Source organism: Nitrosomonas sp. Nm132, assembly GCF_900100485.1.
GTDB lineage: Bacteria > Pseudomonadota > Gammaproteobacteria > Burkholderiales > Nitrosomonadaceae > Nitrosomonas.
In genome coordinates this window covers 104,799-127,449 of sequence record NZ_FNDH01000004.1, presented here as the reverse complement: position 1 = coordinate 127,449, position 22,651 = coordinate 104,799, and the positions used below count along the sequence as shown (strand labels likewise).

The following is a 22,651-nucleotide window of genomic DNA, read 5'->3' as shown; positions in this document are numbered from 1 at the left end:
GTGCCATTATTTTCCCGCTCATCAGATTTTTACTGAACACCCAATATTTCCATTGCTTTATGCAGGGTTTCCAGTGCTTCTTGATGCTTTCCCTTTTCATGTAAAGTTTCACCTTCAGCGCGCAACTTCCTGACCTCAGTTTCTTGAGCTTCAGTGATTGCCGGTTTTTTTGCCAAAGCCTCATCAATTTTTCTCATATCGATCGAACAGCGATACGCAAACGCCCCGCTACTAAATATGAGCAGGCATACCATCGCTATGAAATGACGCAATTTCATCTGAACCTCCTTTTATTCGGACTAACTGAACTGAATAAGACCGCCTCAATGAATAAAAGTTAATCTTGCAAGCATTACTTTAGATACTGAATGCTGGAGAACCAACACACATTAACCCGAATATTTCATAAATTCGCGTGATGATCACGCAGGATTTTGATTAATAGGGAAGTTTTGAGAAAGAGGGGTGTAGTGATTCATACACCCGACTGAGCAAAATCTTTCTTATTAATCAAAAGACAAGTGAGGGCACGTGCCAATTTATGAAATATTCGGGTTAAGAGAAGATTCCAAAAAATAAGCAAAAATCCGCTAAAAATATATTCGTTGATTTGCTCTTGTTAGGGCGCCCCCAAGCTTGTGATGAGAAATTCATCCAGTGACATGGCCCATTCCTTGCGGGTAAAAATGAAGCCTTCATTGTGCCCACCCTGCAATGCCAGAAATTGCTTCGGTTCGGATGCTGCCTGAAAGAGCGCCTGGCCGTGCGAAAACGGCACGATTTCATCTTGCGGACTATGCGCGACCAGCACCGGACAAGTAATAGACGGCAAATAGTCGATCGTACGGTATTGAAAACGGGACAGTAGGCGCACCGGCAGGAAAGGATACAATTCCGCTGCCAGATCGGGCACCGAAGTCAGTACGGATGCCAATACCAATGCAGCAGGTTTTTGCTGTGCAGCAAGCCATGCTGCGATGGCTCCACCCAGCGATTCACCGAATAGCACAATACGAGAAGGCGGAATCGCTTTTATCTCGGTCAAGTATCGCCATGCCGCCGATGCATCATGATAAGTGCCTGATTCTGATGGCGAGCCACTGCTTTTGCCATAACCACGGTAATCGAAAATGAACGTGCTATAACCCAGCCGATAAAACGTCAGCAAATAATCCATTCGATGGGAAATATTGCCTGCATTCCCGTGAAAGAAAAGAATGGTTCCCTTTGCAGCAGAGGGCGCAGGCACAAACCAGCCATGCAGGGTTTCATGATCACTCGTGGCAAGCTTCACCACTTCATAAGCAAGCCCATCCTGGGCAGGTGTAATGGCAATGTCACGTCCGGTTTGCGGAAAATAGATGAGATGCGATTGTGCGAAAAATACCAGTAGCAGCAATGCCGCATAGCTGGCTGCAATAAACATAACCAGTTTAAGTAACATGCGCATAATGACTAAGTTAACGTAGCATTCTTTAAGGAAGCAAAGTTTATCGAGAATCAATATTCTGATAATCAGCGCCTATCGGTATAATAGCGCATTATTATCTCTAGGATTACCAATGAATTTAGACCGCGTCGATTCAGGTCATGATCTCCCCAACGATTTCAATGTGATCATTGAAATCCCTATGAATTCTGATCCCATCAAATATGAAATGGACAAGAAAACAGGTGCTATGTTTGTAGACCGTTTCATGTCTACTTCCATGCATTATCCGTGTAATTATGGCTACATCCCCCATACCTTATCCGAAGATAAAGATCCAGTAGATGTCCTGGTCATTTCGCCGGTGCCCTTGATTACCGGTGTGGTTGTGCGCTGTAGACCACTCGGTGCATTGCATATGACTGATGAAGCCGGTGAAGATATCAAGCTGGTGGCAGTACCGATAGACAAATTATGCAGTCTTTACACGCAAATCAAATCTCTGGAAGACCTACCAGAATTCATGCGTGCGCAGATTGCGCATTTCTTCGCTCACTACAAAGATCTTGAAAAGAGCAAATGGGTCAAGATTGAAGGATGGGGGGGTATTGACGAAGCCAAGACAGAGATTATGGCAGGCGTCAAACGTTATAATTCAGCAAAAAATAAACCCAAGTTCTAACCCGAATATTACTGATCATTTGCTGCGTGAAGAAAGTAAATGATTACACTCGAAATATCAGTCAGTGGCCAGTGAGGTCACTGAAGCGTTTCTGAATAAGCCCAATCTTGCCGTTCCCGTGTAGGCGGGAACCCAAAAAGCGGACTTTCACTCAACGATTTTGAGAAGGTAAAAATTGCCGCTCTATATCCGCTATATCCGGACTTGCGTGAGATACCTTGCTTCTGTCCCTGATGGAATCCCTGAGTAGCAGCTTATTGCTACCACGTACTCCATACACTGAGCTTTACTCCTTAAACTTGCTATCGATATGCATCATTTTGATACGCCCATCCATCTAACCGGATTACGATGCAGCAGTCTGGGCTGTTGGGATGTAATCCTGTTCGTATATTTTGTCATTTTCCGGCAAAACCCAGACGACACATACGTTCTTGTTCGCCAGTGCGACTGCAGCAGCATTTTTGTTACGCTGCGTTATCAGCTTGCGCAGCCAGCTGTCCGGTTCGGCATCTTTCTCAGCAAAGCGGATATCCGCTCGCGCTAACGGGGAATTTAGGTTTATCTTAAGACGTTGAGTGGTTGATACTGCTCAGAACATTGGTTGATTTTCTGGATGATAGAAACATCGAGGCTGCCCTGATATTGCTTCGCTAGTTGACTTGATGAATTTCCGATATATGGGGCAATGTCTCCTTTATCGGGGATAGGTCGGATGTAGTCGCCATTCCACTGAATATCTGACAGGGCGTTTTTGTATTTCTTAGGAACCAGACCTATCAAGCCTGGCAGCTTCACAAATAACACCGTGGGGATACGGTACAGCATGGATTGAGAACTTTCCGGCGATTCTTGCACGTTTGGGCTGAATGGCGGGTTCGATATTCTTTGCAAATCAAGACTCAAACCATGAGACGCCGCCTTGCTCGCCATCCATTCAAGCGCTAAATCGGACAACCCAGTATTCGGATAGCCGCCACCAACGTTGGAATGCACCCCAGGAAACCACTTTTGTTCAAAGTTTGAAGAATTATGTCGTTTAATATTAGATTCCATAGGAGTCGGGAGAAACGGCAAGCGTCGCTCGTCAACTGCCAAAGCGTGGTAAGCGCTCTCGATAATGGAACTCAGCTGTGTATCATGGAATCCGATCTTAAATAACTTAGCAACGATCCAGCTAAAAACGATGCCAAACGGTGCACCCAATGCACCCACCGTATCAAAAACGCCCAGGAATCTGATTGTTTCGTTACCCCAAGTGTGTTGTTGCCTAAACGCCTCGGAAGCAGGCGCATTGGGATGCCACTTCGGGGATTTATCTTTATAAATAGCATACGCTTCGTTGATCCGATGCATTTTATCGCGTTTCAGAATACCACTGTTGCGAATCAAGCCGGCAAGGCTTCTGGCTGTATAGGCACCGCGACTGAAACCAAAGATATAAATGGCATCACCCGGTTCATAATTGCTGACCAGAAATCTGTAACCTTCCTTGATGTTATCCGAGATGCCGTAGCCGAATCCCCCACCTCTGATCCGCTCAGTACGACGTGTTCCAATTCCTCGCACATACTCAACAAGCTGCGGATTACCGCGGTTATCAGCGGGAAGAGTCGCCTCGAAGAGTTTGACCACATTCGTGGGGCAAGCTTGCCCATTTTCATTGCGTTGATCCTCGCGATTCCATGTTCCATCAAAAAATACAGCGAGTTTCTTCATAATCCTTACCCCCCCATAATTAAACTTAATGTTAAAAAGTTAATGGTGTATAGGAAAAATAAACACCCTGTTTGTTAGCCCGAATATTTCATAAATTCGCGTGATGATCACGCAGGATTTTGATTAATAGGGAAGTTTTGAGAAAGAGGGGTGTAGTGACTCATACACCCGACTGAGCAAAATCTTTCTTATTAATCAAAAGACAAGTGAGGACACGCGCCAATTTATGAAATATTCGGGTTAAAGTAAAATACGGATCAAACCAGCTTAGCTTTGTTGCAAGATGATGCTAGGAGGTAACAAGTAGGTAGGCAATAATGCATATGCATACAATTTTTATCCTTCGGCGCCAGGAACATCAATAAAAAGAGCCATATGATCTGGTTGCTGTGCTAATGATCCAAACACATTACAACCGCTATTCACACTAAAAAGATTAAAGGGAACGCGCCGCCGGATCCCAATAATGGATTTACTTCTGCCCAAACTAAACAATAAATGGCAAGGATGCGCGCTTTTTAGGACTATAAGGAATCAGCCGTATGAGCAGGCAGGGTGATTGTCGGGATAAGGCTGTAGCAGAGCGCTTCTTTGGAGGCTTGAAGCGGGAACGGGAACGCGGACAGTGACGCCATGACCAGACTCGGAGTAAAGCCAGACAGGATGTGCTGCAAAGGTCTCAATATATGTATGTCCTTCTTTTTATTCGAGTCACTATAGTTACTACCCAGAAGCAGTTAAAGATGAGCTAAGGGCTCATTTACCGCTACGGCGCACGCTATACGGCTTGTCCCGCAGCGTAACCCGAAGACCAGGCCCACTGGAAATTAAAGCCACCCAAATGACCAGTCACGTCGACAACCTCACCGATAAAAAACAGGCCAGGATGTTTTTTTGCTTCCATTGTTTGTGAAGAGAGGTCTTGGGTATCAATCCCGCCTACCGTAACTTCCGCCGTTCGATAGCCTTCAGTACCTGTCGGCCTGATATGCCAGTCATTGACAACACGGGCGACTGCTGCCAGTTTGGTATTAGACAGGCCGCCCAGCGGCCCATTGCACGCTTGCTCGTCGCAGACGCTTTGTGCAAGACGCCTGGGCAGAATTTCCGAAAGCGCGTTGCTCGCGTGCAGCTTTGGCTGGCTTTGTTTCCTGTCTTTGAGAAACTTGAAAATATCGGTACCAGGTACCAGATTAACGATAATTTGTTCACCATCCTGCCAGTAAGATGAAATCTGCAAGATGGAAGGGCCGCTCAAGCCCCGATGAGTGAACAGCAGCCCCTCGGCAAAAACTTGCTTTTTGTATCGGACATCCGCCTCAATGGAAACGCCGCTCAGCGTCTTGCACCGTTCCAGCAGCGCCCCGTCGAAGGTCAGTGGTACCAGCCCAGCCCGCGGCCTGATGACATTCAAGCCGAATTTCCTGGCCGTTTCATACCCGAAATGGGTTGCTCCGATTTTTGGGATCGAAAGGCCACCCGTCGCGATCACAAGCGAAGCGCAAGTCTGGTCACCCTTACTGGTCTTGATGCGATACCCCCCCGGAACAGCCTCGATATCAAGCACCCGCGTTTGCATTTCCAGTTTTACTCCCGACTGGTAAGCTTCTGTCAGCAGCATATTAATGATCTGCCTGGAGGAATCATCGCAAAACAACTGCCCCAGCTTTTTCTCATGAAAGGCAATACCGTGCTTGCGCACTAGCGCGATAAAATCCTGCGGAGTATATTGCTTGAGCGCTGATTTGCAGAAATGCGGATTCTGCGAAAGATAACACTGGGACTGCGCATATATATTGGTAAAGTTGCACCGCCCGCCGCCAGAAATGCGTATCTTCTCCGCAATTTTTGTCATGTGGTCGATCAGCCACACCCTCCGCCCGCGCTTTCCGGCTTCTATCGCACACATCAACCCGGCTGCGCCAGCGCCGATGATGATCACATCATAGCTATGAAACATGTTTTATTTTGTTGATTAAACCAGAATCTTTTTCTGTAACAGGAAACAGCGAACCACGCGTTCAGTCTGGATTGTGGAGGACCTCATACAAAGTTTTGTTCAGTTGAGCAGAAGCGCCGTTGCTAAGAGCTGATTCCGACCTGAGCGCACGCCTGTAAATACTCCCAGGCGATACCGCCTACATGCTTGCTTCCCTTCAGGGTCGCCATAACGCTGTTGTCGTCAATCTTCTTAATCATCAAAGCAAACGCATAGTCGGGCCCGGTGTAAGTACCGTGTTGACCATAGGGCAGAGCCTCAGGACTCAGATCGGCATAATCAAATACCGCATCTGGATTGGTAGGCGAGTTGCGTGCAAAAACACCCGGCAGGAACCTCATGTCATAAGCGTAAACCTCGGATGCATCAATGTCTGGATAGAGCCGATTGCTGAATTGCAACATGCGAATTGACCACCTGCTATCCGATTGCAGCCTGCTCACCACACAGCGTGCAAGCGCAGAATGATTTCCCGCCATCGGTTCTTCGTAAATCCAAGGCTTCTCTTTCGGTCCACTGACACTGGCACATGCAGATAAGAGTACGACTAAAATGACTATTACTTTTTTCATCACATCATTCTCCCCGAAAAATTGGTCAACATTGGGCGCTGCTTTCAGCTTCACTCATGGTTGAGTGTAATGCGCGTCTATAGGGTAAATACAAAACAGTTGATACAAAAATTGATCTGCGTTATCTTGCTCGATGACTTCCTCTCAGCGCACTTTTTTCCCCTGAAAGAAACCGAATTTCGTTATAGTCATCGCCGTGATAATCTCTGCATTGCAATACTCAAATTATTACATTTAACCCGAATATTTCATAAATTCGCGTGATGATCACGCAGGATTTTGATTAATAGGGAAGTTTTGAGAAAGAGTGGTGTAGTGATTCATACACCCGACTGAGCAAAATCTTTCTTATTAATCAAAAGGCAAGTGAGGACACGTGCCAATTTATAAAATATTCGGGTTAAATCTGCTTTAACTTCCTAAAGCCCCTGAATGTATTTACGCTCTATCAAGTAAATATTTATGTAGCACAAACCATTCGAATAAGATTTTCTTACTCCCCAAACAAAAATGCTCAGGTTTTTTATCCCTCAATCAAATCAAAGTTTTACCAAATTATTACAATGGCAAGCAAGAAAAGGCGGTTTAAAAGTAGCGCTGATCTGCATTGTGGTCGCGTTGGCGCTAACCTTTAATCGCTATTTGGGAGATTACCGCTTTGTATTATCAGTTTTGAAAAGCATTGAACTAAACGATCTCTCAAACATATTCCAGTCATCCATGCTGCATCATGCAAATGCTCAGCTGCACCGATTAATATTCTGGGCGTCCTCTATTATCTTGTTTTATTTTATTCTCCCATTGCTGGTAGTTGTGCTGGTTATAAAAGAAAAGCCCAGTGATTACGGCTTGGCACCTCATTACAGTTTCAGCAATTATAGGCCTTATCTTCTGATGATCATCAGTATGATCCCCATAATTGTTTATTTCTCGGGGACGGAAAGCTTCATGGCAGGTTATCCTTTTTATGATGTAGGGAAAACTGAGAAACTTTATCCGAGTTTTGTAATTTGGCAGATGTTTTACTTTCTTCAATTTATTGCGCTCGAATTTTTGTTCCGAGGATTTTTGTTGCACGGCACTAAACGAAAATTTGGAATTCATGCCATCTTTGTCATGACCATTCCCTATTGCATGATTCATTTTGGTAAACCGCTACCTGAAACGATTGGCGCAATTGTTGCCGGTGTCGTGCTGGGTGCGATGAGTCTGAAAAGCAAAAGTATCTGGCCAGGCGTGATGCTGCACTATGGTATCGCCATCATGATGGATTTATGTGTTTTATACCGCAAGGGAATACTATAAACCAGTCTGACTAAGGCAGTGCGGCAATGTTAAATACCTTGCATTCTAATTTAGCGGGGGTCAGCGGGACTTGGCAGCAATCATTCCGGGTTTTGCTTCCTTGTTAAGGAATGACCCCTTGCTACCGCCACAGCAAGCTCGTAACCCTTTTGCCCATAACTTCCTCGTTAAATACCACTTGGGCGATTGGGGTACCGGTACCGGCGATGCCGTAGCAAACATGCAGCGGTAATAGATGCTCTTCTCTGGGATGACAAAATCGAGCCGATGGCGCCTTTTCCCATTCAATCAATCGCTGCTCGCGCGCTTCAGGCGAAATCGCCTGGCTGGTGCATGTTTCGATCAGCCAGCTATCAAATGCATCGTTTTCTTTGTTGCTGTCAACATCCTGCGAGAAAAAAGCTTTCAAATTATGAAACGACATGCCTGATCCGATAATCAGGATATTTTTCTTTCGTAAAGACGCGATGGCTTTTCCAAGCGCAATATGCTTTCCGGGATCTAAATTCCTGAGTAATGATAGCTGGATGCAAGGAATCTGTGCTTGTGGATACATCAGTTTAAGCGGCACGAACAAGCCATGATCATAACCGCGCTGCTCATCCATTTTCACTGGCATACCGCTGGCTGCTATCAACTCAAACACCTCCTTCGCCAACTGGGGATAACCCGGTGCAGCGTACTGGATTTGATAAGCTTCCGCAGGAAACCCGTAGTAGTCATAGATAATTCCAGGATGACTGCCACTGATTATCGTCGCTTGATCTTCTTCCCAATGAGCGCTGATGACTAAAATCGCTGACGGTTCGCCCAGTTTGCTTATGATTTCCTTCAGAAAAGAAACCATCTTCTCATGCCTTTTATCACCCAAAATGGGTAACGGCCCGCCGCCATGAGGTAAATACAAAACGGGTGAAAACGTTTCAGATGCTTGGTTGACCATATAAAATTCCTAAGGGTAAAAAGCGCTCATGTTCTGCTAAGGGGAACATACCCCTCCTGGCTGCATCCCTCCTCTCCAAGCGGTTATACTCATCCAGCCTTTTCCCAGCGGGAGAAGGTATTGATGCCGAATTTTGAAGTACGATGAGTGTAATTAGCTTGATAATTTCCTGGCCACTTGTGCGACATGGGCTCCCTGGAAACGAGCGATTTTTATTTCGTTCTCTGACGGTTGACGGCTACCATCGCCGCCTGCAAGCGTACTCGCCCCATAGGGTGATCCGCCGGTAATTTCACTCATGTTCAGGATCTCCTGACACGAATAGGGAACACCCACGATAATCATGCCTTGATGTAACAAGGTGCTGTGGAACGAGGTGATCGTGGTTTCCTGCCCGCCGTGCTGGGTGGCTGTGGACGTGAATACACTGCCCACTTTGCCGATCAAGCTACCGTTGAGCCACAACCGGCCTGTCTGATCAAGAAAATTGCGCATCTGCGCACACATATTGCCGAAACGTGTTGGTGTGCCAAAGATAATGGCATCGTAGTGCGGCAGCTCGTCCACTGTCGCGATTGGCGCCGCCTGATCGAGCTTGGCGCCAGCCTTTCGTGCCACGTCTTCCGGCATCAACTCGGGCACGCGCTTGAGAGCGACCTCGGCGCCTTCCACGCTACGTGCGCCTTCAGCTACCGCTTTCGCCATGGTTTCGATGTGGCCATACATGCTGTAATAAAGAACGAGAACTTTTGCCATGGGGTATCTCCTGATTTTGTGTGATCGGGGAGTCAGTCACGTGAGCATTACATTTCCAGAATAACACAATCTATTACGGCAATACTCACGATATCTCTTTGGGTATTAAGGGTATTAGCCAACTTAGCTTTCATCATATTGTATTGCCCACTCATGTTTGGCAATTGGCCCTAAACGTTTTAAACAACAGATTGAAGTACTAGCCCGAATATTTCATAAATTCACGTGTCTTCACTTGTCTTTTGATTAATAAGAAAGATTTTGCTCAGCCGGGTGTATGAATCACTACACCCCTCCTTCTCAAAACTTCCCTATTAATCAGAATCCTGCGTGATGATCACGCGAATTTATGAAATATTCGGGCTAGCAGGACAGAAGGTTAGTTTCGGTAAAAACAAGAATCATGCTAAAGCCCGCTCATAAATTTGCTTGATGACTCTCATTATAAAAAAACCGCCCTAAGAGGGCGGTTAAAATATTTGTGTCATGTGTTTAGTGCTAGCCTTTTGAGCTTTTTTGCGCATCTTTGTCCGGCATAGAATCACGTTCCATCGACGCGCTTGGCGGATACTGGCCAGGTTTTGGTTCCATGCAGGCAGTTAGGAAGGACGTTGTTACTAAGAGGGCAGCTAATATGAGTGAAAGTTTCATTTTTGCAGTCTCCTATATAGAAAAAATAAAGATAATTCAAATAATTGGAGTCAGGGTGGCTTAATTATTTAACCCCAATTTTCTGATTGACTCCTGAAGCAGAACAGAAGCAACGGATCAAACCAATTCAGCTTCGCTGCACAATAATGCTAAGGGATAACAATTAGGCAGGCAATAATGCATTTGCATACAATTTTTATCCCTTAGTACCAGAAACATCGGGAAAGAATAGTCATGTAATCTTGCTGCTACGTTAAGGAATCAGGGTATTCACGCCTTCAAACAAACCGCAGGACACTATCTGGATAACGCCATTTCAAAGCGCGGTAGGCGCAGCAAATTGGGTAGAGCACTGCCAGCGTGATGGTAGCGGCGAGATAAGCCTGTCCAAGTCCGGCACGCTCCAGAAACAGGTTCAGCATGGCCAGCACGGCGAAATGTGCGAGGTAGAAGAAAAGCGCTGTTTGGCCAAATACCAAAATGGGACCATATTGACGGATACCGATCTTCGGCTGCAACCACAGCAGAGCCGCCAGTATGATCGCCATCAATCCCAGCTCCAGTGAAATATAGCTGATGCCCGGCGGATACTTGCTGACATGCAACCATTGAATAATCGAATAGTCTTCACGATACAACAACATATTGCCATAAGCATTGAAACCGCGCACGAGTAGGAAGCAAACCACGGCCAACGAACCTCCTATCAATAAGACACGCATCACTGACCAGGGATCTTTCGCGCGGGTTGTCAGCCAGTCGCCAAATACCCATCCCAGCATCATGATGGCGAGCCAGGGAATTGCCGGATAGAGCACCGTAAATGATTCACTGAACCAAGGAGCAAAAGTCAATGCCAGCCACAGCGGTACCTCGCCATGCGGTTGCCAGAACAAGACGGTAAAGGCTTCACCACCACAGAGCAGGATCAGCGCACTGGCTAACAGCACGCGCCTGTCCAGACGATAGAGCAGCGTCATCAGCATCAAGCTGACCCCGATTGCATACAACACTTGCAGATACAGCTTTCCACCCATGAACGAAAATACCACGATATCAAGCAATGCAATGAATGCGCCGCGGATCAGCAGATCACGATCAATGGCTTTGCTATGCATGCCTTTTTCACGACGCTGCATGATACTAAGTGCCATCGCTGTTCCTGTCAGGAACACAAAGGTAGGCGCGCTCAGATGCGTGATCCAGCGGGTAAAAAATTGCTCGACAACAAAACCTGAGCCGACCTCATGCGTGACGATACTATCGTTTGCGACGCGTCCCTGGTTGAAAAAAGCGGAAGCGTGGTCCAGCGCCATCAATATCATAACGATACCACGCAGCCAATCGATCGCTGCAATACGGTTCATCGGGCTCTGCCAAAGCCCATTAACCCGAATATTTCATAAATTGGCACGTGTCCTCACTTGTCTTTTGATTAATAAGAAAGATTTTGCTCAGTCGGGTGTATGAATCACTACACCCCTCCTTCTCAAAACTTCCCTATTAATCAAAATCCTGCGTGATCATCACGCGAATTCATGAAATATTCGGGTTAAATTCATTTTATCGAGACTCCCCCGCTTCGTCTGTTCAGGTCTTGGGTTTCCGTCCAAAACGTGAGGCATTGAGCGTGATGTCAGCACGCTCCCATGCTTTTTTGAAGCGAACTTCGATGAGTGCTGCCTGGTCATTTTTCTGTTGTGCGCGCAGTGCTTGCAGCAGACCATACAATGCCCAGCCGTTGTTGCGGTTGCGCCGTAGGTCTTCCCAATAAACCGTTTCCGCTTCAGCCGGACGTCCTGCCTCGAGCAAAATTGCCCCCAGCGCCAGACGCGGCGGAAAATGCCATTCGGCCGGTTCGGTATAAACCAGACCATCTTCCAGGCGGACAGCTTGATCGAGATGGGCGATCGCTTCAGTAAATTTTCCCTGAGCGGCAGCAATCTCGCCGGCCAATACCTCGGGTCCGATAGCCAGTACTGTGCGGGCTGTATTCTGTGAAAATAGCGGTGAGTCCAGGCTCGGCTCCTGCATAATCTTGCGCAATGACGCGAGCTCCTGTTCAGCTTGTTGTAGCTGGCCTGTCGCCACAAATGCCAAGCCACGTACATAGTGCCAGCCACCTGTCAGAAACGCGTTGTTAGCAGGGGGGGGCGGTTCCTTGAGAACGTCTTGCCAGTGCCCAAATCGTGCCAGCGACCAGTAGGGAATGACACGAAATATCGCGGCTACAGGTAACTCATTCAGCGCGGCATCGCTGACCTTGGCTGCCGCCTTACGGGCCGCGTCAATCGCGACCTTGCTTTGTCCATCCAGTGTAGCCGCAAACCAGAGAAAGTGGATATTGTGCGGGTAATAGCCCATCGGATAGATCCCTTGCGCTGGGTATTGCGCAAGATAGTTTTCATCTGCGGCGATAGCGAGCTGATTGCTTTTCATCGAGTCCGCATAGCGTCCGACACGCTGATAGATATGCGAGGCCATATGCACCACATGGCCCGCGGCTGGCATGAGCGCCAGCAGGGTATCCGCTGCTTTTTCCGCACGCTCGGGCGTGCACGTGGGTTCGATGAGATGAATGTACATATGCAAGGCGCCGGGGTGCTTCGGATCTTTGCGCATGACTTCTTCCGTGATAGCCACGATTTCCGCCGTACCTTCATACGGCTGCCCGTCTGGCATCCAGTAGCCCCATGGGCGAAGATCCATCATCGATTCGACATAGAGCATAGCGATATCGGGATCATCCGGGAAGCGTTGGTGTGCTGTACGCATCGTTTCTGCATAAGCTTGGTTGTTTACGCTGCGTTGCTCCGCTTTTCCTGTATAACGTTTTTCCAGCGCACGAATGAGCGCCTGTTCTCTTGGCGATGCCGTTGCCATAAGCGATGCCGCTTTCTGAATGAGCTCAAGCGCCTCCTGCTCTTCTTTTGGATCCATCATGGCATTGATATTGGGCCCCAGCACAAGCGCCTGGCCCCAGTAAGCCATTGCCAGAGCAGGATCGAGTCGCGCAGCTTCGCGGAAGGCGCGGCGCGCTTCGGCATGATTAAATGCATAAGCCAGGTTGAGTCCTTGGTTCATGAATAATTGCGCCTGCGGGTTTTTTGTGCTGACCGGGAAAGTATGGGGGCCGAGATTTTGCAGTTTGGGCGGGAGCTCGCCAGCGGGTCCTGGCTGATTGGTTTGATCCGTGTGTTCCGCGTGTTTATGTCCAGCACCGGATTTTGCTGGCGCATCTGATGAGATGGCCGGGCTTGCTTGAGCAAAGGCGCAGACTATACTCAAGGTCACGAGTATTAAGCTTGGTTGCCGTGAATAAAACGTTTTGGTTAGCATGGAATACCCCTCCTTTGAGCTAAATCAGAATGCGGTCTGGCCGATGGTATGCCAGACCGCTAGGGAATAACGTGAAGATTAGCTTTGAATGGATGTTGAGTGCTTAATCTTGTTCGATTTCAAACAGCGTACCGTCTTCCTCGACTTTAATCTCAATTTTCTTGCCATCGGGTTTTTTTACATGAGCTTCATAAACGATGACCTTTTTTTTCTCTGTTTCTTTTTCAATTTTCTCAATGGTTCCACCCTGCGCATGTTGTGTGATGGTTTTCTGGACTTTTTCTGGAACCTGAGACCACTCGACCTTTTCATCGCCTAATAAATCAGCAAAACTGGAGGTTGCAAAGAGCAGTGTTGTTAGTAAAGCGAGTGCGCGTATTTTAACGTTCATCTTGATTCTCCTGTTAATGTCGTTAATACAAACAGTTACATAGGATTTCTGATAAAGGCTGTAAACACGAGTGACTGTAGGTGAGCAGGTAGCGATTCAATTTGCTCATAGGCACCCGCAACCAATCCTACGTAATGTGGCAAGAAAATGCAATGACAGGATGATGACAACGAAGAAACTAACAGTTGAAAAAAAAAGCCCACCAGCTTGACTGGTGGGCTTTTTCAATTGCTAAAATTACAATATTACAGCAATGGAATAATCAGCAATGCCACGATATTGATAATTTTGATCAACGGGTTGATCGCGGGGCCAGCCGTATCCTTGTACGGATCGCCAACGGTATCACCTGTTACCGCCGCTTTGTGAGCTTCACTTCCTTTGCCGCCGTAGTTATCATCTTCGATGTATTTTTTGGCGTTGTCCCATGCACCACCACCGGTAGTCATGGAAATCGCCACGAACAGGCCGGTAATGATCGAGCCCATCAATACGCCACCTAGCGCTTGTGGGCCAAGGAATATGCCTACCAGCACAGGAATCAGAACGGGCAGCAATGACGGTACGATCATTTCTTTAATAGCCGCTTTGGTCAGCATATCCACCGCACGGGAATAATCCGGTTTAGCCGTTCCTTCCATGATGCCTGGAATTTCCCTGAATTGACGACGCACTTCAATCACCACCGAGCCCGCAGCCCGTCCGACGGCTTCCATCGACATTGCGCCAAACAGGTAAGGCACCATGCCGCCAATGAACAGACCGATAATAACCAGATGATTAGACAAATCAAAAGTGAGCAATTTGCCTGCATGCTCCAGACCATGCGTGTAGTCAGCAAACAGCACCAGTGCAGCCAGCCCTGCTGAACCAATGGCATAACCTTTGGTCACGGCTTTAGTGGTATTGCCAACCGCATCCAGCGGGTCAGTAATCGCACGAACGGATTCCGGCATGCCAGACATTTCAGCGATACCGCCTGCATTGTCAGTAATGGGGCCGTAAGCATCAAGTGCCACGATAATACCGGTCATGGATAACATAGCGGTGGCAGCGATGGCAATGCCATACAGGCCCGCCAGCGAATAGGCAATCAGAATACTTGCACACACTGCCAATACCGGCGCAGCCGTCGCACGCATGGAAACGCCGAGACCCGCGATGATATTGGTACCATGTCCAGTCGTCGATGCATTAGCGATATGCCGAACGGGCGGATATTCGGTCGAGGTGTAATACTCGGTGATGATGACCATCAAGCCCGTCAGGAGCAGGCCGATAGCGGCGCAAACAAACAAGCGCATGACCAGTTCACCGCCGGCGACATCAACACCCTCAAGATTTAAGGACATCCCCCCCATAAACCAGACAGTGACAGGCAGATAAGCAAAAAACGCAATCGCGCCAGCCACAGCCAGGCCACGATAAAGCGCATTCATGATTTTTCCGCCTTCACGCATTTTGACGAAGTAACAACCGATGATGGAAGCGATAATCGAGACTGCGCCCAGCATCAATGGATAAACTACGGCATTGGCTGTATTGGATGTGAACAGCAAGGCACCCAGTATCATGGTTGCGATGATGGTAACAGCATAGGTTTCAAACAAATCGGCTGCCATCCCGGCACAATCGCCCACATTATCGCCCACGTTATCTGCGATCACAGCCGGATTACGTGGATCATCTTCAGGAATACCTGCTTCGACCTTGCCTACCAGATCCGCGCCCACGTCTGCGCCTTTCGTGAAAATACCTCCACCCAGACGCGCAAAGATAGAAATCAGCGAGCCACCGAAAGCAAAACCCACCAGCGGATGAATGATGTCGCTCATGGACTGATCAGCAGCTGAATCGCTATACAGCAGTGCGCTATATCCGGCCACACCCAATAACCCAAGTCCTACCACGAGCATGCCGGTGACGGCACCGCCGCGGAATGCGATTTCCAATGCTTCATTCAGTCCGGTGCGTGCCGCTTCAGCCGTGCGTACATTGGATTGAACAGATACGGTCATGCCCAGGAAGCCAGCGACTCCAGAAAGCAGCGCGCCTAAGGCAAAACCGAAAGCCGTGCTCCACGAGAGGGCTGCGCCCACGGCAAGAAATAAAATCACACCCACCATACTAATCGTCATGTATTGGCGCTTGAGATAAGCCGATGCACCTTCTTGAACGGCAGCAGCGATTTCTTGCATACGTGCATTGCCGGGAGACTGAGCATAAATACGCCTGATCCAGATGCCACTGAAAATCAGGGCAAGAATCGCACTGAGAATTGCGATGGTTAAACCATTTGCCATAAAGAACTCCAATTAAAGCCAGACCACCTGAAAAACATGCGAAATTTGGTCTGAAAATTTCACATCAATCATCTAATTTGAATCAGAAGCAGCAAAAGCGCCTATTTTATACGTTCTTGCCGCCAGAATGTAACTGTATGAGATTAAAGCTTGAACTCACCCAATTTCTTGGCGACCGCGATATTCTGCAAGCGCACGTAATCAGGCAATCCATTTTTATAAGGAGGATAATCTTCGCCTTCGATCAATGGCGAGAGATACTCACGACATTTTTCCGTAATACCAAAGCCATCGTCAGTGATAAAGTCCGCAGGCATCATTTTCTCTACATTGGCGACTTTCGATAATTCAACCATGCCCACTTTCCAGCTGTAAGGCGTATTGGAGACACGCTCAATGGTTGGCATGACTGAGTTATGCCCGGCAATGGCATATTCGACAGCGGCTTTACCCATGGCATAAGCCTGCTCCACATCAGCTTTGGAGGCAATATGACGGGCTGCACGCTGCAGATAATCAGCCACTCCCCAGTGATATTTCAGTCCCAGCCCATCTTTGATGATATTCGCGACGACCGGTGCGACTCCACCTAATTGCGCATGGCCAAACGCATCGCGTAATCCCTGGTCGGAAAGGAAATTGCCATCTTCGCCCTTGACACCTTCTGATACCACCACTGAGCAATAGCCAAATTGCTTAACATAGCTATCAACCTTGGCGAGAAATTTTTCTTTATCAAAAGTAATTTCCGGGAACAAGATGACAATGGGAATCTCACAATCTTTACTCGAAGCCAATCCGCCAGCCGCTGCAATCCATCCTGCGTGACGGCCCATCACCTCCAATACAAATACTTTGGTGGATGTTTTGGCCATGCTCGCGACGTCAAAACTGGCCTCGCGCGTCGATACCGCGATATATTTCGCAACCGAGCCAAATCCAGGGCAGCAATCGGTAATCGGCAAATCATTATCAACCGTTTTGGGAACGTGAATGGCTTGGAGGGGATAACCGAGCGTGTCCGATAACTGCGATACTTTCAGACAAGTATCCGCTGAATCTCCGCCACCGTTATAGAAAAAATAGCCAATGTCGTGCGCCTTGAAGACTTCGATCAAACGCTCATATTCACGCCGGTTCTGTTCGAGGCTTTTCAGTTTGTAACGGCAGGAGCCAAAGGCGCCAGAAGGCGTATGACGCAACGCCCTGATCGCTTCAGCGGATTCTGCGCTGGTGTCAATCAAATCTTCCGTCAGTGCGCCAATGATGCCATTACGGCCAGCGTATACTTTGCCGATCTTGTCGCTATGGGCGCGAGCTGTTTCCAGGACGCCCGCCGCGGAGGCGTTGATAACGGCGGTTACTCCGCCAGATTGTGCATAGAATGCATTTTTTATTGCCATATGATTTTTTTCTCCTGATTGATCAAAATGTTAGCGCTTCTATTTTTTGTTTACTTTTGGAAGTAACTCAATAACTTCTCAAAAAAATTTTTGGGTTTATTTGTGAGCGATGTGATGATGCTGTGACGTATGGCTTCCACATCGCCCATGCCAGCTATTTTGATATAACGCGGTGCGCCGGACTCTCCGCTTGCCGACCAATGCGAGTAGTACTGGATGAGCGGTTTGGTTTGATCATGGTAGACCTGCAAACGCTTTCTGACGGTCTCTTCCCGATCATCGTCCCGCTGGATCAAGGGTTCGCCCGTCACATCATCTTTTCCGTCTACTTTGGATGGATTGAATTCAACATGATAGGTACGACCTGAAGCTGGGTGCACCCGGCGGCCCGACATGCGCTTGATGATTTCGCTATCAGCCACATCGATTTCGACGACGCAATCGATCTGCACATCGGCTGCTTTCAGCGCATCTGCCTGCGGAATGGTGCGAGGAAAGCCATCAAACAAAAAGCCATTGGCACAATCGGGTTCAGCAATACGCTCTTTGACGAGATTGATAATGATGTCATCCGATACCAGCCCCCCTGACTCCATAATTTTTTTTGCCATGATGCCAAGCTCCGTGCCCGCTTTGACAGCATTACGCAGCATATCACCGGTTGAGATTTGCGGGATGCCGAAATGTTCTTTGATATAGTTGGCTTGGGTGCCTTTTCCCGCGCCCGGGGCACCTAACAAAATGATTCGAATGATTTATCCCCTTTTTTGCTAAAAATATAAGAAATGAATGGCGTCGATATTGATAGTGTCCAAATTATATCGCAGGGAAGTCATACGCTTGAAGTTTTTACTGATTTTTCGAAGTACCCAGATATTCGCTATAAAATGGACTGCTGCAAGTTTCTTCCTTCCGGTATTGAATATGCGATAATCCGGAGAATTCTTAACAGGAAAAAAGATGGACGAAAATAGAAATAAGGCATTGGCTGCGGCGCTTTCCCAGATCGAAAAGCAATTTGGCAAAGGTTCGATCATGCGCATGGATGCGAGCGAGGTGGCCAATGATATTCAGGTGGTCTCAACCGGTTCCTTGGGACTGGATATCGCGTTGGGTGTGGGGGGATTGCCACGTGGACGGATCATTGAAATCTACGGGCCCGAATCATCCGGCAAAACCACGCTGACTTTACAGGTGATTGCCGAGATGCAAAAAATGGGTGGGACGGCTGCCTTTATTGATGCAGAGCATGCCCTGGATCCGCAATATGCCAAGAAAATCGGCGTCAATATCCAGGAGTTGCTGATTTCGCAACCCGATAATGGCGAACAGGCACTCGAAATTACCGATATGCTGGTTCGCTCCGGCTCGGTCGATATTATCGTAGTGGATTCCGTGGCGGCCTTGACGCCGCGCGCTGAGATTGAAGGTGAAATGGGTGAGCCGCAGATGGGGCTGCAAGCTAGACTGATGTCGCAAGCGCTGCGTAAATTGACCGCCAATATCAAGCGCAGTAACACCATGGTGATCTTCATCAATCAGATACGCATGAAGATCGGCGTGGTATTTGGCAATCCTGAAACGACCACCGGAGGGAACGCATTGAAGTTCTATGCTTCGGTACGACTAGACATCCGCCGCACCGGTTCGATCAAAAAGGGAGACGAAGTGATCGGCAACGAAACCCGGGTAAAGGTCGTCAAAAACAAGGTGGCGCCACCGTTTAAGCAGGCTGATTTCGACATTCTCTACGGTGAAGGCATCTCGCGCGAAAGCGAGATCATCGAATTGGGCGTATTGCATAAATTAATCGAGAAATCAGGTGCCTGGTATTCCTATAATGGCGAAAAGATCGGTCAGGGTAAAGATAATGTCCGCGATTATCTGAAAGAACATAAGGAAATGGCCAAGGAAATCGAGCAGAAAATACGGGTTGCAGCAGGCTTGGCCGAACCGGCGAAGACCACCAAGATGGCTCCAGCAGGCGACAAATCGGGTGAATAATGCCCATCAAGCCAAGCTTGCAAACCCTGGCAGTGGGCTATCTGGCCAGACGGGAATATTCGCGGCTAGAACTGGAAAAGAAATTGGCCGAGCACGCCCAAACGCCCGAAGCGCTGTCGGAAGCACTGGACGCGCTGGAGCAGCGCGGGTTGCTTTCGGCTGAACGCGTGGTCGAGCAAGTGCTGCATGGCCGTAGGCACAAATATGGCGCGCAGCGCATCCGCCATGAACTGAAAGAAAAAGGCATTGCGGAGCATTTGATCGATATGGCCATGGTAAATCTTAAAGAAACCGAATTGGATGCTGCCCGTGAAATATGGCGCAAGAAATTCGGTGTGATTCCTGAAAATATGAAAGAACGCAGCAAACAAGCGCGCTTTCTGGCAGGGAGAGGGTATTCTGCAGAAATTATCCGCCAGGTGCTGGCTTGCTCGGATGAAGATGTATAAAGACTGATCCCTCATTGATATGTGTGTGTGAAATGGAATAAACATGAAAAGCAGTGAAATAAGACAAAAATTCCTTGAATTCTTTGAGTCGTATGGTCATGCCATTGTCACGTCCAGTCCACTGGTGCCCGGCAATGATCCCACTTTGCTGTTCACGAATGCAGGCATGGTGCAGTTCAAGGATGTCTTTCTCGGCCAGGACAAACGACCGTATGTGCGCGCAACCAGTTCGCAACGCTGTGTGCGGGCGGGCGGCAAGCACAATGACCTGGAGAATGTCGGCTATACCGCACGCCATCATACCTTTTTCGAAATGCTGGGCAATTTCAGTTTCGGTGATTATTTCAAGCGTAACGCCATTCAGTACGCCTGGGAGTTTCTGACCAAGGTGCTGGAAATTCCTCAGGAGAAACTGTGGGTGACAGTCTATGCCGAGGATGATGAAGCAGCGGATATCTGGCTGAATGAAGTTGGCATCGAGCCATCACGCTTTGTGCGCATTGCCACCATGGATAATTTCTGGCAAATGGGCGATACCGGGCCCTGCGGCCCATGTTCCGAGATTTTTTATGATCACGGTCCTGAGGTAGCGGGCGGACCGCCGGGTTCAGCCAATGCGGATGGCGATCGGTATATCGAAATCTGGAACCTGGTGTTCATGCAATACAATCGTGATGCCAGCGGCACGTTGCATCCTTTACCGAAACCTTCCGTAGATACCGGCATGGGATTGGAGCGGATTTCGGCGGTGATGCAGCAAGTGCACAGCAATTACGACATTGATCTGTTCCAGGATCTGATCAAAGCGGCAGCGCGCGAGACGCGCAGCCGTGACTTATCGAACAATTCGCTCAAGGTCATCGCCGATCACATCCGTGCCTGCGCTTTTCTGATCACCGATGGCGTCATTCCTGGCAATGAAGGGCGCGGTTATGTGCTGCGCCGCATTATCCGGCGCGCCATCCGGCACGGCTACCGGCTAGAGCAAAAGACGCCTTTCTTTCATCAACTGGTTGATGATCTAGCCAACGTGATGGGGCCGGCTTATCCTGAGCTCGTGGCCGCCAAGGAGCGCGTTGCTAGCGTGCTCAAACAAGAAGAAGAGCGTTTCGCGGAAACACTGGAAAACGGCATGCAGGTGCTGGAAACGGCATTACGCGAGCACAGTGGCACGCTGGCCGGAGAGACTGTGTTCCGGCTATACGATACCTTTGGCTTTCCCGTCGATCTGACCGCCGATATTGCCCGGGAACGCGGCATCAGCATCGATTACGCTGGCTTCGACAAAGCCATGGCAGACCAGCGCGCGCGCGCGCGGGCGGCAGGCAAGTTCACCATGCAAGGTGGGGTAGAATATCACGGCATTCCCACCGAATTTTATGGCTACGACAGCTTGCAGCAGGAAGGGCGCATACTGGCAATATACCAGCAAGGCAGTCAGGTGGAATTTATCGAAGCCAGTGAAGAGGCCGTGATGGTTCTTGACCGTACCCCCTTCTATGCAGAATCAGGTGGCCAGGTTGGTGATTGCGGAGAGTTGCTGGCGGCTAGCGGCACATTCATGGTATCCGATACACAGAAAATCCAGGCAAATGTATTTGGTCACAAAGGATTATTAAGCAGCGGCCGGTTGGTGGTGGGCGACACGGTCATCGCAAAAGTCGATCCACTGGCGCGAGTGCGCACGGCGCGTCATCATTCGGCTACCCATTTGCTGCATAAAGCGCTACGTGAAGTATTGGGCAGTCATGTGCAGCAGAAAGGCTCGCTGGTGGATCCTGAGCGCACGCGTTTCGATTTTGCGCATAACGAGCCGATGACCGAGCAGCAAATCCGGCAGGTGGAAGAAATCGTGAATGCGGAGATCCTCATTAATACTGAGTGTCAGGCGCGCGTGATGGCGATCGAGGAGGCGAAAAAAACTGGCGCCATGATGCTGTTCGGTGAGAAATACGGTGATGAAGTGCGCGTGCTGGATATCGGTTCTTCACAGGAGCTGTGCGGGGGGACTCATGTCAAGCGTACCGGCGATATCGGCTTATTCAAGATCATCTCCGAAAGCGGCGTAGCGGCAGGCGTGCGAAGGGTGGAAGCTTGCACGGGCGACCGCGCATTGCATTATGTGGGAGTGATGGAGGAGGACCGCAGGAAAAGCGCGTCCATGCTCAATGTGCCTCCCCTGCAAGCAGGTGCGATCCCAATGGCGATTCAGCATTTGCAGCAAGTGAAGAAAGCATTTGAAAAAGAACTGTCCGCATTGAAATCAAAGTTAGCTACGTTGCAAAGCGGTGAACTCGGCGAGCAGATGCGCGAAGTCAAAGGCGCGAAAGTGCTGGCGGTCAACCTGGAAGGGGCAGACAACAAAACGCTGCGCGAAACCATGGATAAGCTCAAAGACAAGTTCAAGCCCTGCATCGTCGTGCTGGCAACGACAGAGCCCGGAAAAGTGACGCTCATTGCCGGGGTTACCGATGATCTGACAGCAAAAGTAAAAGCCGGCGAGTTAATTAATTATGTCGCCCAGCAAGTGGGCGGTAAAGGTGGTGGGCGCGCCGATATGGCGCAAGCAGGTGGCACCTTGCCTGATAAGTTGCCTGCCGCATTAGAGAGTGTGAGCGGTTGGGTGGAGCAGAAATTATAGGAACAGTATTCAACTGCTCAAGTCAAACAAATTTAAACTGCTTGCAGGTAATTAATCTGGCATGA

18 protein-coding genes are annotated in these 22,651 nt (G+C 48.7%); 5 read left to right on the top strand and 13 right to left on the bottom strand.

The window, feature by feature from the left end:
* Positions 1–29: 29 nt before the first annotated feature.
* Positions 30–278, bottom strand: coding sequence for a hypothetical protein (locus BLP80_RS03015; protein WP_090540011.1), 249 nt, complete (start codon positions 276–278; stop codon positions 30–32).
* A gap of 341 nt (positions 279–619) precedes the next feature.
* Positions 620–1,444 (bottom strand): alpha/beta hydrolase, encoded by an 825-nt coding sequence (locus tag BLP80_RS03010; protein ID WP_256324929.1) that lies wholly within the window; start codon positions 1,442–1,444, stop codon positions 620–622.
* Positions 1,445–1,562: 118 nt separating this feature from the next.
* Between BLP80_RS03010 and ppa the strand changes: the two genes are divergently transcribed.
* Entirely contained in the window at positions 1,563–2,111 is a 549-nt protein-coding gene (gene ppa / locus BLP80_RS03005) for an inorganic diphosphatase (protein ID WP_090540006.1), read from the top strand.
* 561 nt (positions 2,112–2,672) lie between these two features.
* Here the strand turns inward: ppa and BLP80_RS02995 are convergent.
* From BLP80_RS02995 to BLP80_RS02985, 3 genes are all read right to left on the bottom strand, one after another.
* Complete coding sequence (locus BLP80_RS02995) at positions 2,673–3,830, bottom strand: DUF2235 domain-containing protein (protein WP_090540002.1); 1,158 nt, start codon at positions 3,828–3,830, stop codon at positions 2,673–2,675.
* Between the two features lie 778 nt (positions 3,831–4,608).
* Positions 4,609–5,790: a BaiN/RdsA family NAD(P)/FAD-dependent oxidoreductase gene (locus tag BLP80_RS02990; protein ID WP_090540000.1), complete on the bottom strand. Its 1,182-nt coding sequence runs from the start codon at positions 5,788–5,790 to the stop codon at positions 4,609–4,611.
* A 122-nt stretch (positions 5,791–5,912) separates the two neighbouring features.
* Complete coding sequence (locus BLP80_RS02985) at positions 5,913–6,401, bottom strand: hypothetical protein (RefSeq protein ID WP_143002217.1); 489 nt, start codon at positions 6,399–6,401, stop codon at positions 5,913–5,915.
* 906 nt (positions 6,402–7,307) lie between these two features.
* Between BLP80_RS02985 and BLP80_RS15555 the strand changes: the two genes are divergently transcribed.
* Complete coding sequence (locus BLP80_RS15555; protein WP_176754246.1) at positions 7,308–7,706, top strand: CPBP family intramembrane glutamic endopeptidase; 399 nt, start codon at positions 7,308–7,310, stop codon at positions 7,704–7,706.
* A gap of 121 nt (positions 7,707–7,827) precedes the next feature.
* Here BLP80_RS15555 and BLP80_RS02970 read toward each other — a convergent pair whose 3' ends face one another.
* The 8 genes from BLP80_RS02970 to adk all read right to left on the bottom strand — a co-directional run bounded on the left by BLP80_RS02970 (position 7,828) and on the right by adk (position 18,244).
* Entirely contained in the window at positions 7,828–8,649 is an 822-nt protein-coding gene (locus BLP80_RS02970; protein WP_090539991.1) for a DODA-type extradiol aromatic ring-opening family dioxygenase, read from the bottom strand.
* Positions 8,650–8,802: 153 nt separating this feature from the next.
* Positions 8,803–9,405: an NAD(P)H:quinone oxidoreductase gene (gene wrbA, locus BLP80_RS02965; RefSeq protein ID WP_090539989.1), complete on the bottom strand. Its 603-nt coding sequence runs from the start codon at positions 9,403–9,405 to the stop codon at positions 8,803–8,805.
* Between the two features lie 929 nt (positions 9,406–10,334).
* Positions 10,335–11,423: an acetyltransferase domain-containing protein gene (locus BLP80_RS02960; protein ID WP_090539987.1), complete on the bottom strand. Its 1,089-nt coding sequence runs from the start codon at positions 11,421–11,423 to the stop codon at positions 10,335–10,337.
* A gap of 223 nt (positions 11,424–11,646) precedes the next feature.
* Positions 11,647–13,395 carry a hypothetical protein gene (locus BLP80_RS02955; protein ID WP_090539983.1) on the bottom strand — a complete coding sequence of 583 codons (1,749 nt, stop codon included), beginning with the start codon at positions 13,393–13,395 and terminating at the stop codon, positions 11,647–11,649.
* Between the two features lie 103 nt (positions 13,396–13,498).
* Positions 13,499–13,786: a PepSY domain-containing protein gene (locus tag BLP80_RS02950; protein WP_090539981.1), complete on the bottom strand. Its 288-nt coding sequence runs from the start codon at positions 13,784–13,786 to the stop codon at positions 13,499–13,501.
* Between the two features lie 245 nt (positions 13,787–14,031).
* Positions 14,032–16,089: a sodium-translocating pyrophosphatase gene (locus tag BLP80_RS02945; protein WP_090539979.1), complete on the bottom strand. Its 2,058-nt coding sequence runs from the start codon at positions 16,087–16,089 to the stop codon at positions 14,032–14,034.
* 143 nt (positions 16,090–16,232) lie between these two features.
* Positions 16,233–17,492, bottom strand: coding sequence for a 6-phosphofructokinase (locus tag BLP80_RS02940; RefSeq protein WP_090539976.1), 1,260 nt, complete (start codon positions 17,490–17,492; stop codon positions 16,233–16,235).
* 50 nt (positions 17,493–17,542) lie between these two features.
* Positions 17,543–18,244 carry an adenylate kinase gene (gene adk, locus BLP80_RS02935; RefSeq protein WP_090539974.1) on the bottom strand — a complete coding sequence of 234 codons (702 nt, stop codon included), beginning with the start codon at positions 18,242–18,244 and terminating at the stop codon, positions 17,543–17,545.
* Positions 18,245–18,452: 208 nt separating this feature from the next.
* Between adk and recA the strand changes: the two genes are divergently transcribed.
* Genes recA through alaS form a run of 3 tightly spaced genes read left to right on the top strand, consistent with a single transcriptional unit; the run spans position 18,453 to position 22,586 of the window.
* Positions 18,453–19,496 carry a recombinase RecA gene (gene recA / locus BLP80_RS02930; protein WP_090539972.1) on the top strand — a complete coding sequence of 348 codons (1,044 nt, stop codon included), beginning with the start codon at positions 18,453–18,455 and terminating at the stop codon, positions 19,494–19,496.
* Positions 19,496–19,945 (top strand): recombination regulator RecX, encoded by a 450-nt coding sequence (gene recX, locus BLP80_RS02925; protein ID WP_090539971.1) that lies wholly within the window; start codon positions 19,496–19,498, stop codon positions 19,943–19,945. Before recA ends, recX begins: the two co-directional genes overlap by 1 nt.
* A gap of 43 nt (positions 19,946–19,988) precedes the next feature.
* Positions 19,989–22,586, top strand: coding sequence for an alanine--tRNA ligase (alaS, locus tag BLP80_RS02920; RefSeq protein ID WP_090539969.1), 2,598 nt, complete (start codon positions 19,989–19,991; stop codon positions 22,584–22,586).
* Positions 22,587–22,651: the final 65 nt, after the last annotated feature.